Origin of the sequence: Kribbella turkmenica, assembly GCF_004348725.1 — a bacterium.
Lineage (GTDB): Bacteria > Actinomycetota > Actinomycetes > Propionibacteriales > Kribbellaceae > Kribbella > Kribbella turkmenica.
In genome coordinates this window covers 1-16,244 of the sequence record NZ_SMKR01000044.1, presented here as the reverse complement: position 1 = coordinate 16,244, position 16,244 = coordinate 1, and the positions used below count along the sequence as shown (strand labels likewise).

The window sequence follows — 16,244 nt, the reverse complement described above, 5'->3', positions numbered from 1 at the left end:
TGTACCGTATAAGGCTGTCTGCTGACCGCAGATCTCGCTGCGCTCGCCGCCGCCGGCGGGTACGACTGAGGCGTGCGGACAGCGATCCTCGGCGGTACTCGGTTCATCGGGCGGGCAGCCGTGGAGCGGCTGTCGGCAGAGGGGCACGACCTGCTCGTCGTGCATCGGGGCGAGCACGAGCCCGACGACCTTCCGGTCGTCGCGCACGCGCATCTGGACCGCAATGACGGGCCGGCCCTGGCCTCGGCGCTGGAGTCCTTCGGGGTCGAGGCCCTGGTCGACGTCTCCGGGATGAACGCGGCCGCCGCCGACGCCGCGCTCGGTGCGGTCGGGCCATCGGTGAAGTTGGTGGCGATCTCCAGTTGCGATGTCTACCGGGCCTACGACGGTCTGCACTCCGACCGGACGACTGACGGGGTGCCGCTGACGGAGGAGTCGCCGCTGCGGGAGCGGCGGTTCGTCGACGGGCCGCAGTACGAGAACCTGGAGATGGAGGAGCGCTACCTGCCCCGCGGGGCGACCGTGCTGCGCTTGGGGGCGGTGTACGGCGAGCACGACTACCAGCGGCGGTTCGAGTTCGTCCTCCGGCGGGTCCGCGCCGGGCGGAAGCGGATCCCGGTCGGGTCGGGGCAGTTCCTGTTCAGCCGGGTGTACGTCGGGGACGTGGCGGCCGCGGTGTCGTTGGCGCTGGCCGGCGACCACCGGGGCGAGGTGTTCAACATCGTGGAGCCGGTGACGGCGCCGTACCGGTTGTTCGCCGAGCAGATCCTGGCCGCGGCGGGTGCCGCGGAGGTGGAACTGGTGACGGTCCGGGACGACCTGCTGCCCGAGGACCTGTCGCTGACCGGCGTGCTCGGTCAGCACCTGCTGATTGATGCGTGGAAGGCGCGGACCGAGCTCGGCTGGTCACCTGCCGACCCGGCCGGCAGCCTGCGGAGATCGGTGCGCTGGCACCTGGACAACCCACCTCCGGATGCTTCCGGCGACTTCTCCGCGGACGACGGCGTACTGGACTGACATCTGGCCGGACCCGGGCCGGTGGGGTGGGAACGGAAAGTGGTCAGAAGTACTCGTCGGAACCGGTATGCTTTCCGGGTCGGACAGAGGGGGCCGCAGGGTGCGCCTGGCTCGATTTCACATCGAGGCTGCGGACCGTGTAATCTCTCTCCTCGGCCCGCCCCTTTAGCTCAGTCGGCAGAGCGTCTCCATGGTAAGGAGAAGGTCTACGGTTCGATTCCGTAAAGGGGCTCTGAGCGCGGCATCTCACCCGGTTCGCCGGGTGGGGTGACGGACTCGCCCGGCGGGGTAGCTCAGGTGGTTAGAGCACACGGCTCATAATCGTGGTGTCGCGGGTTCGACTCCCGCCCCCGCTACCCACCGACCAGTACTACGAGAGCGCGCGAACCTGCGCGGTCCTGACAAGAAGAGGCAGCAGTGGCCAAGGCAACCGACATCCGCCCGAAGATCACGCTGGCGTGCACCGTCTGCAAGGAGCGCAACTACATCACCAAGAAGAACCGGCGGAACGACCCGGATCGTCTTGAGCTGAAGAAGTTCTGCGCTCGCTGCAACGACCACACCGATCACCGCGAGACCCGCTGACCTCAGCTGCTTCGCGAGGGCCGCTTCGGAGACCGAAGCGGCCCTTTCGCTGTGCCTGGTGCTGCTAGACCGTGATGATCGGGCGGCCGGCTTCGTACGCGGCGAGACGCTCGTCACGTGGGGTCAGGCAGCAGGAGCCGCAGAGCGTCCCGGTGCCGGCCTCGCTCGTGAAGTACAGACAGCAGGTGTTGCGGAGGTAGACGAGCTTGCCGGCCGCGATCTCGATGTCGCCCAACCGCGCCAGCCCGCCCGGAGCCTTCGCCACGAAGGTACGCCAGCGGTCCAGCAGATAGGTCGGGGACACCGTCTCCCGTTCCCGGGTCGCAGCGCAGAATCCCATCGCACAGCCGGCCGCAACGCCTCCGTGGAGCTGACGCACCCCGGCGCTCGTCCGGCGATGCAGCTCGGCGGAGAGCGGCAGCAGGTGCTGTCGGAGCACCACGTCGTACAGGGTCTCCAGACCGCCGGGCAGGAATCGGGCCGAGCGGATGGCGACGGCGGCGAGGCCGTGCCCGTCGTGCGGCCGGACCCACAGGTTGTCCGGCCGGATGTCGAGGACCCGGCCTTCCAGCGCCCACAGCAGCAAAGCGGCGGCCGGTGCCCGGCCGGCGTAGAACGACAGCAGGCTCAGCGCGTTCGCGTGCGCCGACATGTGCCCGCTGGCGTCGTAATCGCGCTTGAGGAGCTCGGTCAGCTCGGGTCCGTCCGGCTCGAGGATCCGGTCTACCCGGAGCCACTCAGGGCCTTCAGGCTCGCCGACCTCCACCTTGTACCGAGGCGCGTACCTGGCCAGCGCCGTCACTGCCGTCACGTTCTACCTTCCCCAGTCGGTCCTACCGAGAGTGGGTGGCGGCACTCGTTGAGGCGAACCTGCAGGTCCCACACCTACTGCGCGGGACCTGCAGGTACGCCTCCCAAGTCTGCCAGTAGGGTTACGGGATATGACGATCGACGCCACGATGGTCGGCCGGAGCTATACGGCCGCCGAGTCCTACCAGGTCGGCCGGGAGAAGATCCGCGAGTTCGCCGACGCGATCGGCGACCCCAACCCGGCGTACCGGGGTGCCGGCGCGATCGCGCCGCCCACGTTCGCCTTCATGCTCGGCAGCCGGGCGCTGGCGCAGTTGCTGAGCGACGAGGAGCTCGGGCTGCGGCTGGACCGGATCGTCCACGGCGCGCAGAAGTTCACCTACACCCGCCCGATCAAGGCCGGCGACGAGATCGCCGCGACCGCGACCATCACCACCGTGCGCAAGGCCGGTGACGTCGAGGTGATCATGTACGAGACCGCCCTCAGCACCGTCGACGGCGAGCCGGTCGCCACCTCGACCTCCACCATCTCGCACAACCGGGCGGACGCGTGAAGACGGCGGAGGCAGGCACCGAGCTGCCGCCGCTGACCGTCACCTTCCGGCGGGAGGACCTGGTCCGTTACGCCGGGGCCAGCGGCGACTTCAACCCGATCCACTGGAGCGACCGGATGGCGGCCGCGCTCGGTCTGCCCGGCGTGATCGCGCACGGCATGCTCACCATGGCCTCCGCGGTCCGCGTGGTCACCGACTGGCTGGACGACCCTGCCGACCTGGTCGAGTACGGCGTACGGTTCACCAAGCCGGTCGTCGTGCCGGATGGGGACAAGGGCGCGAGCGTGACGTTCTCGGCCACGGTTGACAAGGTCGCGGACGGGCTGGCCGAGATCGACATCACCGCGATCGCCGGCGAGGAGAAGGTTCTCGGCCGGGCCAGGGCGGTCGTGCGCGTCCAGTGAAGACCCAGGTACGTCTCGCCGACTTCACCACCCTGCGGATCGGAGGGCCGGCCGACCGGCTCGTCGAGGTGAGTACCGAGGGCGACCTGATCACCGCCGTCCGGGACGCCGACGCCGCCGGGGAACCGGTGCTGCTGCTGTCCGGCGGGAGCAACGTGGTGATCGGCGACGACGGCTTCCGCGGCACGGTGATCAAGGTCGCCACCCGCGGGATCACCGTCGACGCGGACCTGTGCTCCGGCGCGATGGTCAGCATCCAGGCCGGTGAGGACTGGGACGCGGTCGTCCAGCGCGCGATCGCCGAGGAGTGGAGCGGGCTGGAGTCGATGTCCGGCATCCCCGGACTGACCGGCTCGACCCCGGTGCAGAACGTCGGTGCCTACGGTCACGAGGTGGCCGAGACGATCGCGTCCGTCCGCGTCTGGGACCGGGTGGACAACCAGGTGCGGACGATCTACGCGGCCGACTGCGGCTTCAGCTACCGGAACTCGCGCTTCAAGGCGGACCCGTCCCGGTACGTCGTTCTCGAGGTCACGTTCCAGTTGCGGCTCGGCGACCTGTCCGCGCCGGTCGGGTACGCCGAGCTGGCCCGCGTCCTCGATGTCGATCCGGGCTCGCGCGCGCCGATGACCGAGGTCCGCGAGGCCGTTCTGGGACTCCGCCGCGGCAAGGGCATGGTCCTGGACGAGGCCGACCACGACACCTGGAGTGCCGGCTCGTTCTTCACGAACCCGATCCTGGACACGGCGGCCGACGTACCGGCGGGTGCGCCGCAGTGGCCGCAGCCGGACGGCCGGGTGAAGACGAGCGCGGCCTGGCTGATCGAGCACGCCGGGATCGACAAGGGGTTCGCGATCGGCGCCGCCTCGGTGTCGACCAAGCACACGCTGGCGCTGACGAACCGTGGCGGCGCCACCGCCAAGGAAATCCTCGCGCTGGCCGCCCACATCCGCGCCCAGGTCCAGCAGGCCTTCGGCATCACCTTGGTCAACGAACCCGTCCTGGTGAACGCCGGTCTTTGACTGTTCTCTTGTTCTTCGGCTCGGAGTCCGGTAGCTGTGAATGACTTACGGCTTCCGACCCCGAAGCAGGAGGATTCATGCGAGACCAGTTCGGCCGTCGACACTTCCTCACTCTGGCCGGTGCAGCAGCGGTAGCCACCGCTGTCGTTCCGGAGGCACGAGCCACGTCCCGGCTCGGCGAGCTGTTCACGCTCGGCGTGGCGTCCGGCGACCCGCAGCCCGACGGCGTCGTGCTGTGGACCCGCCTCGCTCCGGAGCCGACCGCACCGGACGGGCACGGCGGGATGCCGGCCAAGCGTTACCAGGTGACGTGGGAGATCGCGGAGGATCCGCGGTTCCGCCGGATCGTCCGTCGCGGCGTCGAGCACGCCGTTCCCGAATGGGCGCACTCGGTCCACGCCGAGGTGCACGGGCTGCGGCCGGACCGCGAGTACTGGTACCGCTTCGTCGTCGGCGACCAGATCAGCCCGGTCGGCCGGACCCGGACCGCACCGGCCTGGTACAGCAGCCTCAAAGGCCTGACCTTCGCGTTCGCGAGCTGTCAGGCGTACGCCGACGGCTACTTCACCGCGTTCCGGCACATGGCCGACGAGGACCTCGACCTCGTCGTCCACCTCGGCGACTACATCTACGAGGGCGGGAACAGGGGCACGATCGGCCGGGCGCATCTGCCGGCCGCGGAGGTGTTCAGCCTGGCCGACTACCGAGTTCGCTACGGCCAGTACAAGTCCGACCCCGACCTGCGGGCCGCGCACGCCGCCGCGCCCTGGGTGGTCGCTCCGGACGACCACGAGGTGGAGAACAACTGGGCCGGCGACATCTCCCAGATCGACACCGAGCCGGACCAGGACCCGGCCGTGTTCCGCGAGCGCCGGGCCGCGGCGTACCGGGCGTACTACGAGAACCTGCCGCTGCGCCGTACGTCGATGCCCCGCGGACCCGAGATGCAGGTGTACCGGCGGCTGACGTTCGGCAACGTGCTCCAGCTGAACGTGCTCGACACCCGCCGCTTCCGCACCGACCAGCTCGAGCAGTGCGCCCAGAACTGCGACGGCCGCTGGGACCCGGCCCGGACGATGCTCGGGGACCGGCAGGAGAAGTGGCTGCTCGACGGGCTCGGCCGCTCGCGCGCACGCTGGAACGTGCTCGGCAACCAGATCTTCGCGTTCGAGGCCGACCACGACGCGGGCGCCTCGGAGCGCTACGGGATGGACACCTGGGACGGGTACGCCGCGGCCCGGCAGCGGCTGTTCGACGGCGTGGTCGCGCGCGACGTGGACAACTTCGTGATGATCACCGGCGACGCCCACCGCAGCGTGGCCGCGGACCTCAAGCTGAACTTCTCCGACCCCGCGTCGCGCACCGTCGGCACGGAGTTCCTCGGTACGTCGATCAGCTCGGGCGGCAACGGGGCCGACATGGACAGCCTCGGGGTGACCTGGCTGGCCGAGAACCCGCACATGAAGTTCCACAACAGCCAGCGCGGTTACCAGCGCTGCGTGCTGACCCAGGACGCCTGGCGGACCGACTACCGCGTCGTGCCGGAGGTGAGGGTGGCCGGCGGTCCGGTGCTCACCCGCGCCGGGGTGACGGTCGAGGCGGGCCGGCCGGGAGTCGCCGACGTGTCCTGAAAAAGATTTGCACAACGCCTAGGCAAACCCCCACCACAGTCACCGCCAACCACCACCCGAACCCACCGCCACCCCGTCACCCTCACCGCCCTCCGCCTCAAAGCCCACAAGACCAACGGCTCCCCGCGAGCCCACGTCGTAGCCATTCGTGCCTACGGCAACTGACTGCATCAGAGCTGCAGGATCTGGGTGGGCTTCCAGTGGTAGAGGTGGTGGGTTCGGGTGAGGGCTATGAGGCTGAGGGTGGTGATGGAGAGGGCTGTGGAGTGGGGTGTGTGGGCGAGGAGGCGAGTGGTGATGGGGGCGGCCGGGGAGGTGAGGTTGCTGTAGGCGAGGGTGATGTGGGGGTTGAGCTCGGGGAGCTCGGGTACGGCGTCGTCGCCCCAGACGTCGGTGATCGCGGCGCGGGTGAGGTCGCGAAGGTGCTGCAGCGGCGCGATCGGGCGCACCGGGAGCTGGATGGACTCGGGGTCGAGCACGGCCGGGCCGACGGTCACCGGGAACGGCTCGACCTTGGTGAAGCGGCGTCGGGTGGCTTCGACGATGTCGGTCAGGTCGGCGTCGGGCACGCGGTCGGTGAAGCCGACACCTTGCACCGTGAGGTGCAACCACTCCAGCGGCACGGGCGTGAAGCCGGGCAGCTCGTTGAGCAGATCTGCGTACGACGCGTGCAGCGCCGCGATCTCCGGACGGCCGTCGAACGTCACGTGCCAGGTGTAGAAACTGCGATCGGGCCGCCACCCAGGTCGCCAATACCAGTGGTCGCGGACTTCCTCGAACATCAGGACTCCTACTTGCTCGGCGTCGCCCGGCTGGCGGGGTGACGGATGAAGACGCGGATCGAGTCGTGCAGGGCGAGGGACTTGGGATCGGTCGCGTGCCGGCTGAGCCGGGTGAGCGCGGCGACCTCACTGATGCGGTGGATCAACGGGCGGACGCGGTATTCGACCGGCGTACTGAGGACCGCCGCGACCGCCTCGGTCGCGCCGTCCAGCTCACCGAGTTGCAGATGCGCCTTCGCGAGTTGCAGCCGGACCATGCGTTCGGAGCCGAAGTTCCGGGCCGAGTGCGGCGCGGCCTCGAACAGCGCGACTCCGTGGTCGGCGTGCTTCAGCGTCTCGTCCGCCTCGCCGAGCGCCAGGTGCGCGTCGGACCAGATGCCCGCGGCGCGCTCCGGCGTACACAGGAACGGGCCGCCGAGCTCCGGCACATCGGTGCGGACCGTGGTGCGCTTCGCGATCGCCAGCGCTTCGCGGGCTTCGGCGTGCCGCCCCGACCGCGCCAGATCCACCGCCGACACACTCGCGAGGAACAACGTCGAGCTGCCCCGGGCGTACCGCAGCCCGTCCTGCGCGTACGACGCCGCTCCGGCGAAATCGTCCTGCCAGAACGCGGCCGTGTGCTGCGTGGCCCGCACCCAGGCCCGCAGGTCGTCGAGATCGGCCGCTTCCGCACAGGCCCAGGCCGTCCGGGTGTGGCTCTCGGCAACGTCCGGCCGACCGAGGTCGACCGCCATCCAGCCGAGCAGCGTGAGGGCCCAGCCGGCCGTGGCGTACAGGTCGCGCGTCTGGTTCGGTGGCTGCCGGCCGGACAGCAGCCGGAAAGCACGATCCCGGACGGCGCGACTACGGACGAACAACGGCTTGGTCGGGGTGCGCAGGTAGTTCTGCGTGATGCGGAGGATGTCCGTGTGCAGCTGCTCGACGGTCAGGTCACCGACGTTCGACTCCTCGGCCGGCGCGAGCAGCGCGACCGACTCGTCGCCGGACTGCACCAGGTCGTCCTCGAGGCCGAGCATCGAGCTGGTGCCGGGCTCCGGGTCGACGATGCCGGGGCCGCCGGGCGGGACGAATCCGAGCTCGCTGTCGTCGGCGACGTTCAGCACGTACCGCAGTCCCGACCGGTACGCCGCTCCCGGCCAGCGGACCGCGCCGCGTTCGAGCTTGGCGATGTAGTGGCCGTCCAGCTCGTACTTCGTCTCGGTGGTCTCCCACAGCCAGCCGCACACGGCCTCCGCGAGTTCGGCCCGGGACATCTGCTCGCCGGGCGCGCGCCGCGAGGCCGTCCGTTCCCGGGCGGCTCGCAGCAGTTCGTTGGGCTCTGGCATGGCGGTAACTGTAGGTGGCCGACCACCGTCCGCGACCACGAAAACGGGGTCTGTGGATGATCTGCCCCAAGCTGCCCCGGAATGCCCCGCGCTGCCCCGGAATCCTCGCTGCGGAAGGGCATTCCGGTGCCACGCCGGCCGGTGGCAACCGCCGTATCGGGGCAGATCGAGGTCGCGGATGGGTTAGCTGAGCGTGAGCAGTTGGGGCATCCCGGGGCATCGCGGGGCAGATCGGGCCAGGCTCGAGGCCTAGGGTGTGGCAGGTGGCCGAGGAAGCAGTGACGACGTTGAGCGCCGGGCTGGCGCGGTTCGACCGGGCCGAAGAGGCGTTCGCGCTGCTCGAGGTGTTCCTGGCGGTGGCCGGGCCGCGGCTGGGCCCGGCGGTGCTGGACCCGATCGGACTGCGGTTGCCGGACGCGATGACCAAGGATCGTGCGGTGGTGCAGGAGCTGATCGACGCGATCGAGCAGGAGCCGCGGCCGAAGCGTCGGCTGTTGCAGGTCACCGAGCGGGCTTACGACCTGTCGGACGAGCAGGCCCGCTGGGACTACGTGCGGCTGGCGTACTGCGCCAACCTGGCGACGGTGTGGAGTCCCGGGCAGCGCACGACGTACTTCGAGGTCGCTGACCGCAGCAATGCGACGTACTGGCTGCCGGACAGTCTCAAAGCGCAGTACTTCGACGCACTGAGCACCAGGGGATGGGCCATCCCGGCCGATTGGGTGACTGCCGTCGCCAAGCGGCCCAAACCCTGGTGGAAACGCGGCGGCGGTTAGTGTCCCGGGGTCACTGGCTGATCGCCGGCAGTCGCGTGAGTGCCTGAGCGACGGACGCCTGGATCTCCGCGTCGTCCCAGGCCCGGTCGGTCATGGCGCCGGTGAGGTAGGCGTCGTACGCCGCCAGGTCGAGGTGGCCGTGGCCGCACAGGGCCGTGATGATGACCTTCTCCTCGCCGGACTCCTTGCAGCGCTGGGCCTCCTCGATCGCGGCGGCCAGCGCGTGCGTCGGCTCGGGTGCCGGCACGATGCCCTCGGTCCGGGCGAACTGCAGGCCGGCCGCGAAGCACTCCGACTGCGGTTTCGCGACCGCCTCGATCTCACCTGTCTCGTAGAGGTGGCTGATCAGCGGGCTCATCCCGTGGTACCGCAGGCCGCCGGCGTGGATCGGGTCCGGGACGAAGTCGTGGCCGAGGGTGTGCATCTTCATCAGCGGCGTCAATCCGATCGTGTCGCCGAAGTCGTACGCGTACGTCCCCTGCGTCAGCGACGGGCAGGCGGCCGGCTCGACCGCGCGGACGACCGGCGCCATCCGGCCGGCCCACTTCTCCCGCAGGAACGGGAACGCGAGACCACCGAAGTTCGACCCGCCACCGGTGCAGCCGACGAGCAGATCCGGGGTTTCGCCGACCATGGCGAGTTGGATCAGCGCCTCCTCGCCGATGATCGTCTGGTGCAGCAGCACGTGGTTGAGCACCGACCCGAGCGCGTAGTGCACCTCGGGATCCTGGACGGCGGCCTCGACCGCCTCGCTGATCGCGATCCCGAGCGACCCGGTCGAGTCCGGGTCGCCGGCAAGGATCTTCCGTCCGGCCTCGGTGAGCTCCGACGGGCTCGGGTGCACCGTGGCGCCGAAGACCTCCATCATCGTCCGGCGGTACGGCTTCTGGTCGTACGACGCCCGGACCTGCCACACCTCGCACTCCAGCCCGTACTGCGCGCACGCGAACGCCAGCGCCGTACCCCACTGGCCGGCGCCGGTCTCGGTGGTGAGCTTCCGGACGCCGGACTTGGCGTTGTAGTAGGCCTGCGGGACGGCCGTGTTCGGCTTGTGCGATCCGGCCGGGGACACGCCCTCGTACTTGTAGTAGATCCGCGCCGGCGTATCGAGTGCCTTCTCCAGCCGGTGCGCCCGGTAGAGCGGACTCGGCCGCCACAGCCGGTACACGTCGAGCACCTCACCCGGGATGTCGACGTACTGGTCCTGGGAGACCTCCTGCATGATCAGGTCCATCGGGAACAACGGCGCCAGGTCGTCCGGCCCCACCGGCTGCCCCGTCCCCGGGTGCAGCACCGGCGGCGGTGGCGTCGGCAGATCGTGCAGCACGTTGTACCACCGCGTCGGCAACTCGTCCTCAGGCAACAAGATCTTCGTCGGCGTCATGCACGCAACGTAATCCCCGTTCGATACCCCCGACAATGACCTGTTGATGAACCGGACCAGCAGTTCTAGGACGCCGGGACAGCTGCCGGGGCAGTGACGCCGAGCCAGGTGTCGATCTCGGTGAGGAGGGCTTTCCGGGTTTCGGGTGGGGCGGTGGAGGCGAGGATGGAGCCTCGGGCGAGGTCGGCGAGTTCTTCGTCGGTGAAGGCGTGGACCGAGCGGGCTGACTCGTACTGTTCTGCGAGACGAGAGCCGAAGAGGAGGGGGTCGTCGGCGCCGAGGGCGATGCGGGCGCCGGCTTCGTAGAGTCGGCGAAGGGGGACGTCCTCGGGGCGGCGGTAGACGCCGAGGGAGACGTTTGAGGCGGGGCAGACCTCGAGCGCGACCTGGGCGTCGACCAGGCGCTTCAGCAGGTCGGGGTCCTCGACCGAACGCACGCCGTGACCGATGCGACCGGCGCCCAGCTCGTCCAGGCAGGTGCGGACGGTGGCAGGGCCGCACAGCTCACCACCGTGCGGCACGGCGAGCAGACCGGCGTGCCGGGCGATCCGGAAGGCCGGCGCGAACTCCGACGTCGTCCCGCGGCGCTCGTCGTTCGACAGGCCGAACCCGACGACACCGCGCCCGACGTACTGCGAAGCCAGCCGAGCCAGCGTCCGGGCGTCGAGCGGGTGACGGGTCCGGTTGGCCGCGATCACCACCTGGACCGCGATCCCGGTCGCGGCGGACGCGTCCCGGGCCGCGTCCAGCACCAGGTCGGTGAACTCGGTGATGCCGTGGAAGCGGTTCGCGTACCCGGACGGGTCGACCTGGATCTCGAGCCAGCGCGAGCCGTCGGCGCGGTCGTCCTCGGCCGCTTCCCGGACCAGGCGGCGTACGTCGTCCTCCGTGCGCAGCACCGACCGGGCGATGTCGTACAGCCGCTGGAACCGGAACCAGCCGCGTTCGTCGGCCGCCGACAGCTCCGGCGGCCAGTCGGTCCGCAGGGCGTCGGGCAACCGGACACCGTGCTTGTCCGCCAGCTCGACCAGCGTCAGGTGCCGCATCGAACCCGAGAAGTGAAGGTGCAGGTGCGCCTTCGGCAGCACCCGCAGGTCCCGATGCGTCATCACAGAAGGTTACCGATCCACAGCGCCCGGACAGAAATCGGGCCGCCCGCAGGCCCGTAGGTCAGCCAACCAGACTGTTGGTCAGCTACCCGGATTCCGGTTGGCCAACCCACACGCCGGTGGGTCAGCCAACCAGACGGGGGCGTCAGGGTCAGCTCAGCAGCTTGGCGATCCGGCCGACACCCTCGGCGAGATCCGCGTCGCCGAGCGCGTAGGACAGCCGCAGGTACCCGGGCGCGCCGAACGCCTCACCCGGTACGACGGCCACCTCGGCCTCGTCCAGGATGATTTCGGCCAGTTCGGCTGACGAGGCCGGCGTCCGGCCGTTGATCTCCTTGCCGAGCACGCCCTTGACCGACGGGTACGCGTAGAACGCGCCGGTCGGCTCCGGGCAGTCGACCCCGGGGATCTCGTTCAGCAGCCGGACCATCGTCCGCCGCCGGCGGTCGAACGCCTTCTTCATCTCGTCGACCGCGCTCAGGTCGCCGGTCAGCGCGGCGATCGCGGCCCGCTGGGCGACGTTGCAGACGTTCGAGGTCTGGTGCGACTGCAGGTTCGTCGCGGCCTTGATGACGTCCTTCGGGCCGATCATCCAGCCGACCCGCCAACCGGTCATCGCGTAGGTCTTCGCGACCCCGTTCAGTACGACGGTCTTGTCGGCCAGCGCCGGTACGGCGACCGGGATCGACGTCGACGTCGTGTCGCCGTACGTCAGGTGCTCGTAGATCTCGTCGGTGATCACCCAGAGGTCGTGTTCGAGCGCCCACCGGCCGATCGCCTCGATCGCCTCCGGGCTGTCCACCGCGCCGGTCGGGTTCGACGGCGAGCAGAACAGCAGGGCCTTGGTCTTCTCGGTCCGGGCCGCCTCGAGTTGCTCGACGGTGACGCAGTAGTCCTGCGTCTCGTCGGCGAGCACCTCGACCGGCACGCCGCCGGCCAGCCGGATGGTCTCCGGGTACGTCGTCCAGTACGGCGCCGGCAGCAGCACCTCGTCACCCGGGTCGAGCAGCGTCGCGAACGTGTTGTAGACCGCGTGCTTGCCGCCGTTGGTGACCAGCACCTGGGCAGCCTCGATCTCGTAGCCCGAGTCGCGCCTGGTCTTGTCGACGATCGCCTGCTTGAGCTCCGGCAGGCCGCCGGCCGGGCTGTAGCGGTGGTTCTTCGGATCGCGGGCGGCCTCGACCGCCGCCTCGACGATGTAGTCCGGCGTCGGGAAGTCGGGTTCGCCGGCGCCGAACCCGATCACCGGCCGTCCGGCCGCCTTCAGTGCCTTCGCCTTGCTGTCGACCGCGAGCGTCGCCGACTCGCTGATGGCGCCGATCCGCGCCGAAACCCTGGAACCCATGGCTGCCATCTTGGCACTGCCCCGCGTCCGCTCCCACTCGGGGCCGGGCCGCCAGGCCATCACAATCGTGCGATCCGGCCGCCTTCAGGCGCGAGCGTCACCGAAGGGGTCGACCGGGATGGCCTGGCGGTCCGTCTCACCGGCCGCCGTCCGTGACCTGGGGAACACGCGGGGGGTGCGGTCCGTTGGGACCGGGTGGAGGCTGTATGGTTCTGGTCGCGGTGCGGCGCCCGGTGGGGGTCGTACGGGCAGGGGCCTCAGTTCGACCAGGTGGCTCAGACCCCGTACACTCTTCTAGTCCGGGCGTTGGTGGCCCTGAATCGGCATGCCCGAGATCAGGTCCCGCGGCGTCCGGAGGATTGCAGAGGGCACTAGCTCAACTGGCAGAGCATCGGTCTCCAAAACCGAAGGTTGGGGGTTCAAGTCCCTCGTGCCCTGCAAATCCTGACCGGCGCAGGGCCGGTCAGGCCGCCGCTAGCGAAAGAGGTAGGTCGTGACGGAGACGCGCACCCCGGCACCGTCCGGCGCCGGCAAGCCTGCGGAGAGCAAGTCGGGCAACCGCCTGCTGCGCTTCTACCGCCAGGTGGTTGCCGAGCTCCGCAAGGTCGTCTGGCCGACTCGCAAGCAGCTCTCCACCTACTTCGTGGTCGTGCTGACCTTCGTGGTGGTCGTCATCGCGATCGTCTCGGCGCTCGACCTCGCCTTCGGCTGGGCGATGTTCAAGATCTTCGGCTGACGGTTCGCAGCCGCCCACGAAGCACCCTGAGCCGGGGGTCCCGGGCCGCGGCCCGACCCGAAGCAGACAAGACCCGATGCAGAGATGACGGAGTACAACGTGTCCGAGCGCGACGACGAGATCCTCGACCCCGAGGACGAGTTCGACGTATCCGCTGACTCCGACGACGACCTCGACCTGGACCTCGGTCTCGACCTGGACGACTCCGACGACGATGACGACCTGTTCGCCGATGACGACGAACCGTTCGCGGTCGTCGATGAGGATGAGGACGACGTGGCAGTCGAGGACGAGATCAAGGAGTACGCCGCCGACGACGAGGCCGAGGAGGGCCCGGCGGACGCCGACGACTCCGACGACGAGCCGGTCGTGGTGGTCGCCGCCGCCGACGCCGCGGAGGACGACGAGGTCGTGACCGCGGCCGACGTCGAGGAAGCCACCGGCGAGCCGGCCACCGAGACCGCCGCGACGGCGGGCGACGACACCGCCGAGGCCCCGACCACCGACGAACTGGTCTTCTCCGCCGGTGACTCCGGTACGGCGGACGACGACGCCGACGCGCTCGCCGCGGCCGCCGGCGCGCAGGACGACGAAAACGAGGCCGAGCCGGAGGAGCCGGGCGACCCGCTCGAGGAACTCCGCACCCGGCTGCGCTCACAGATCGGCGACTGGTACGTCGTACACACCTATTCGGGGATGGAGAACCGGGTCAAGGGCAACCTGGAGAACCGGATCAACTCCCTGAACATGGAGGACTACATCTTCGAGATCATCGTGCCGACCGAAGAGGTCGCCGAGATCAAGAACGGGCAGCGCCGGATGGTGAAGCGCACCGTGCTCCCTGGCTACGTGCTGGTCCGGATGGACCTGACGGACGAGTCCTGGTCGACCGTGCGGCACACGCCGTCGGTGACCGGCTTCGTCGGGAACAGCCAGAAGCCCGTCCCGCTCAGCCTCGAAGAGGTGGAGAAGATGCTCGCTCCGGCCGTCGTGGCGGCGGCCGAGGCGGCGGCTGCCGAAGCCGGTGCCGCACCGACCAAGACCGCGGCCAAGAAGAAGGTCGAGGTCGCGGACTTCGGTGTCGGCGACTCGGTCATGGTGGTCGACGGGCCGTTCGCGACCCTGCACGCCACGATCACGGAGATCAATGCCGACGCCCAGCGGATCAAGGCGCTGGTGGAGATCTTCGGCCGGGAGACCCCGGTGGAACTCAGCTTCAGCCAGATCCAGAAAGTCTAAGGACCCGACAGAATGCCTCCCAAGAAGAAGATCGCTGCCCTGGTCAAGGTGCAGCTCCAGGCCGGTGCCGCGACGCCGGCCCCGCCGGTCGGTACCGCGCTCGGTCCGCACGGCGTCAACATCATGGAGTTCTGCAAGGCGTACAACGCCCAGACGGAGTCCATGCGCGGCAACGTGGTGCCGGTCGAGATCACCATCTACGAAGACCGTTCCTTCACCTTCATCACCAAGACGCCGCCGGCGCCGGAGATGATCAAGAAGGCCGCCGGTCTGCAGAAGGGTTCGGCCGTCCCGCAGCGGGACAAGGTCGGCAAGATCACCAAGGACCAGGTCCGCGAGATCGCCACCACCAAGATGCCGGACCTGAACGCCCGTGACATCGACGCCGCCATGAAGATCATCGAGGGCACCGCGCGCTCGATGGGCGTCACCGTCGACGGCTGAGTCCGTTCCCCCAGTACGACGAGGCCGCGGAGCGACCGGCGCCGTACCGGCAACAACTTCACGCAGTAGTGGCAGGGCGAAGCGCCGCCCGTGGACCACGCCCCAGAGAGGAAACGCAATGGCACAGCGCAGCAAGGCCTACCGCACGATCGCGGAGAAGATCGACTTCGACAAGCTGTACACCCCGCTCGAGGCGATCAAGCTCGCCAAGGAAGCGGCCGGCAGCAAGAAGTTCAACTCCACCATCGACGTCGCGATGCGCCTCGGGGTCGACCCCCGCAAGGCCGACCAGATGGTGCGCGGCACCGTCAACCTTCCGCACGGCACTGGCAAGACGGCACGGGTCCTCGTCTTCGCCACCGGTGACAAGGCCGAGGCCGCCAAGGCCGCCGGCGCCGACTTCGTCGGCGACGACGACATGATCAAGAAGGTGACCGACGGCTGGCTCGACTTCGACGCCGTCGTCGCCACCCCCGACCTGATGGGCAAGGTCGGCCGGCTCGGCCGGGTCCTCGGCCCGCGCGGTCTGATGCCGAACCCGAAGACCGGCACGGTCACCCCGGACGTGGCGAAGGCCGTGTCCGACATCAAGGGCGGCAAGATCGAGTTCCGGGTCGACCGGCACGCGAACCTGCACTTCATCATCGGCAAGGCGTCGTTCGACGAGGCCCAGCTGGTGGAGAACTACAGCGCCGCGCTGGAGGAGATCCTCCGGCTCAAGCCGGCCAGCTCGAAGGGTCGCTACATCAAGAAGACGGTCTTCTCGACCACGATGGGCCCGGGTGTCCTGGTTGACCCCAACCTCACCCGCAACCTCACCGAGGAAACCGCCGACGCCTGATCCGCACCGGCACCAGAAGGGCCCCGGTCACCCCTCGGGTTCACATGGTCGTCGCAACACCTCGATTTGAGGAGTTGCGGCGGCTATGTCGTTTGCGGAGGATTTTGAGTGTCACGGGGATGCTTTGGTGCGGTTGGTGGATTCGGGGGTTGGGGTAGCGGCGGCGTGTGGGTCGTTGGGTATAGCGCGGGGTCGCGGTTACGAGATCTTGCGGGCACTTGGTCGGGGGTCGGGCCGGCG

17 protein-coding genes and 3 tRNA genes are annotated in these 16,244 nt (G+C 69.4%); 14 read left to right on the top strand and 6 right to left on the bottom strand.

Going from position 1 to position 16,244, the window contains the following annotated elements; all coding sequences use genetic code 11:
* The first annotated feature begins 72 nt into the window (after nucleotides 1-72).
* The 4 genes from E1218_RS12585 (at nucleotide 73) to rpmG (ending at nucleotide 1,602) form a co-directional block, all read left to right on the top strand.
* Nucleotides 73-1,017: an NAD-dependent epimerase/dehydratase family protein gene (locus tag E1218_RS12585; protein ID WP_132319537.1), complete on the top strand. Its 945-nt coding sequence runs from the start codon at nucleotides 73-75 to the stop codon at nucleotides 1,015-1,017.
* Nucleotides 1,018-1,176: 159 nt separating this feature from the next.
* Nucleotides 1,177-1,249, top strand: a tRNA-Thr gene (locus E1218_RS12580).
* A 50-nt stretch (nucleotides 1,250-1,299) separates the two neighbouring features.
* Nucleotides 1,300-1,373 (top strand) — tRNA-Met (locus tag E1218_RS12575).
* A 61-nt stretch (nucleotides 1,374-1,434) separates the two neighbouring features.
* Complete coding sequence (gene rpmG, locus E1218_RS12570) at nucleotides 1,435-1,602, top strand: 50S ribosomal protein L33 (RefSeq protein WP_132319535.1); 168 nt, start codon at nucleotides 1,435-1,437, stop codon at nucleotides 1,600-1,602.
* A 64-nt stretch (nucleotides 1,603-1,666) separates the two neighbouring features.
* On the opposite strand, the gene E1218_RS12565 is transcribed toward rpmG, so the two are convergent.
* Entirely contained in the window at nucleotides 1,667-2,413 is a 747-nt protein-coding gene (locus E1218_RS12565; protein ID WP_233712191.1) for a hypothetical protein, read from the bottom strand.
* A gap of 130 nt (nucleotides 2,414-2,543) precedes the next feature.
* Here E1218_RS12565 and E1218_RS12560 point away from each other — a divergent pair, with 130 nt between their 5' ends.
* The 4 genes from E1218_RS12560 to E1218_RS12545 all read left to right on the top strand — a co-directional run bounded on the left by E1218_RS12560 (nucleotide 2,544) and on the right by E1218_RS12545 (nucleotide 6,023).
* On the top strand, nucleotides 2,544-2,966 hold the full coding sequence (locus E1218_RS12560; RefSeq protein WP_132319533.1) for an FAS1-like dehydratase domain-containing protein: 423 nt from the start codon (nucleotides 2,544-2,546) through the stop codon (nucleotides 2,964-2,966).
* Entirely contained in the window at nucleotides 2,963-3,370 is a 408-nt protein-coding gene (locus tag E1218_RS12555; RefSeq protein WP_132319531.1) for a MaoC/PaaZ C-terminal domain-containing protein, read from the top strand. Before E1218_RS12560 ends, E1218_RS12555 begins: the two co-directional genes overlap by 4 nt.
* On the top strand, nucleotides 3,367-4,392 hold the full coding sequence (locus tag E1218_RS12550) for a UDP-N-acetylmuramate dehydrogenase (protein ID WP_132319529.1): 1,026 nt from the start codon (nucleotides 3,367-3,369) through the stop codon (nucleotides 4,390-4,392). Before E1218_RS12555 ends, E1218_RS12550 begins: the two co-directional genes overlap by 4 nt.
* A gap of 77 nt (nucleotides 4,393-4,469) precedes the next feature.
* Nucleotides 4,470-6,023 (top strand): alkaline phosphatase D family protein, encoded by a 1,554-nt coding sequence (locus tag E1218_RS12545; protein ID WP_132319527.1) that lies wholly within the window; start codon nucleotides 4,470-4,472, stop codon nucleotides 6,021-6,023.
* 170 nt (nucleotides 6,024-6,193) lie between these two features.
* Here the strand turns inward: E1218_RS12545 and E1218_RS12540 are convergent, their stop codons facing one another.
* Nucleotides 6,194-6,805: a 2'-5' RNA ligase family protein gene (locus E1218_RS12540; RefSeq protein WP_132319525.1), complete on the bottom strand. Its 612-nt coding sequence runs from the start codon at nucleotides 6,803-6,805 to the stop codon at nucleotides 6,194-6,196.
* A gap of 8 nt (nucleotides 6,806-6,813) precedes the next feature.
* Nucleotides 6,814-8,130: a hypothetical protein gene (locus E1218_RS12535; RefSeq protein ID WP_233712190.1), complete on the bottom strand. Its 1,317-nt coding sequence runs from the start codon at nucleotides 8,128-8,130 to the stop codon at nucleotides 6,814-6,816.
* A gap of 263 nt (nucleotides 8,131-8,393) precedes the next feature.
* Between E1218_RS12535 and E1218_RS12530 the strand changes: the two genes are divergently transcribed.
* Complete coding sequence (locus tag E1218_RS12530; protein ID WP_132319523.1) at nucleotides 8,394-8,906, top strand: hypothetical protein; 513 nt, start codon at nucleotides 8,394-8,396, stop codon at nucleotides 8,904-8,906.
* Between the two features lie 10 nt (nucleotides 8,907-8,916).
* Here the strand turns inward: E1218_RS12530 and E1218_RS12525 are convergent, their stop codons facing one another.
* The 3 genes from E1218_RS12525 to E1218_RS12515 all read right to left on the bottom strand — a co-directional run bounded on the left by E1218_RS12525 (nucleotide 8,917) and on the right by E1218_RS12515 (nucleotide 12,744).
* Nucleotides 8,917-10,290: a TrpB-like pyridoxal phosphate-dependent enzyme gene (locus tag E1218_RS12525; protein ID WP_132319521.1), complete on the bottom strand. Its 1,374-nt coding sequence runs from the start codon at nucleotides 10,288-10,290 to the stop codon at nucleotides 8,917-8,919.
* Between the two features lie 65 nt (nucleotides 10,291-10,355).
* Nucleotides 10,356-11,399, bottom strand: a complete 1,044-nt coding sequence (locus tag E1218_RS12520) for an adenosine deaminase (protein ID WP_132319519.1) — start codon at nucleotides 11,397-11,399, stop codon at nucleotides 10,356-10,358.
* 151 nt (nucleotides 11,400-11,550) lie between these two features.
* A complete protein-coding gene (locus tag E1218_RS12515) occupies nucleotides 11,551-12,744 on the bottom strand; it encodes a pyridoxal phosphate-dependent aminotransferase (RefSeq protein WP_132319517.1) in 1,194 nt (397 codons plus the stop codon).
* 365 nt (nucleotides 12,745-13,109) lie between these two features.
* On the opposite strand from E1218_RS12515, the gene E1218_RS12510 reads away from it, so the two are divergent.
* The 5 genes from E1218_RS12510 (at nucleotide 13,110) to rplA (ending at nucleotide 16,004) form a co-directional block, all read left to right on the top strand.
* Nucleotides 13,110-13,182: transfer RNA gene (locus E1218_RS12510), tRNA-Trp, on the top strand.
* Nucleotides 13,183-13,237: 55 nt separating this feature from the next.
* On the top strand, nucleotides 13,238-13,480 hold the full coding sequence (secE, locus tag E1218_RS12505) for a preprotein translocase subunit SecE (protein ID WP_132319515.1): 243 nt from the start codon (nucleotides 13,238-13,240) through the stop codon (nucleotides 13,478-13,480).
* 294 nt (nucleotides 13,481-13,774) lie between these two features.
* Nucleotides 13,775-14,719, top strand: coding sequence for a transcription termination/antitermination protein NusG (gene nusG / locus E1218_RS37210; protein WP_407657606.1), 945 nt, complete (start codon nucleotides 13,775-13,777; stop codon nucleotides 14,717-14,719).
* A 12-nt stretch (nucleotides 14,720-14,731) separates the two neighbouring features.
* A complete protein-coding gene (gene rplK / locus E1218_RS12495; protein ID WP_132319511.1) occupies nucleotides 14,732-15,163 on the top strand; it encodes a 50S ribosomal protein L11 in 432 nt (143 codons plus the stop codon).
* 118 nt (nucleotides 15,164-15,281) lie between these two features.
* Nucleotides 15,282-16,004 carry a 50S ribosomal protein L1 gene (gene rplA / locus E1218_RS12490; protein WP_132319509.1) on the top strand — a complete coding sequence of 241 codons (723 nt, stop codon included), beginning with the start codon at nucleotides 15,282-15,284 and terminating at the stop codon, nucleotides 16,002-16,004.
* The last annotated feature ends 240 nt before the right edge of the window (nucleotides 16,005-16,244 follow it).

Coding starts and splice junctions, on each gene's coding strand:
- E1218_RS12515 (WP_132319517.1), bottom strand. CDS start 12,744: ATGGGTTCCAGGGTTTCGGCGCGGATCGGCGCCATCAGCGAGTCGGCG.
- E1218_RS12535 (WP_233712190.1), bottom strand. CDS start 8,130: ATGCCAGAGCCCAACGAACTGCTGCGAGCCGCCCGGGAACGGACGGCC.
- E1218_RS12560 (WP_132319533.1), top strand. CDS start 2,544: ATGACGATCGACGCCACGATGGTCGGCCGGAGCTATACGGCCGCCGAG.
- E1218_RS12520 (WP_132319519.1), bottom strand. CDS start 11,399: ATGACGCATCGGGACCTGCGGGTGCTGCCGAAGGCGCACCTGCACCTT.
- rplA (WP_132319509.1), top strand. CDS start 15,282: ATGGCACAGCGCAGCAAGGCCTACCGCACGATCGCGGAGAAGATCGAC.
- E1218_RS12540 (WP_132319525.1), bottom strand. CDS start 6,805: ATGTTCGAGGAAGTCCGCGACCACTGGTATTGGCGACCTGGGTGGCGG.
- E1218_RS12545 (WP_132319527.1), top strand. CDS start 4,470: ATGCGAGACCAGTTCGGCCGTCGACACTTCCTCACTCTGGCCGGTGCA.
- rplK (WP_132319511.1), top strand. CDS start 14,732: ATGCCTCCCAAGAAGAAGATCGCTGCCCTGGTCAAGGTGCAGCTCCAG.
- E1218_RS12525 (WP_132319521.1), bottom strand. CDS start 10,290: ATGACGCCGACGAAGATCTTGTTGCCTGAGGACGAGTTGCCGACGCGG.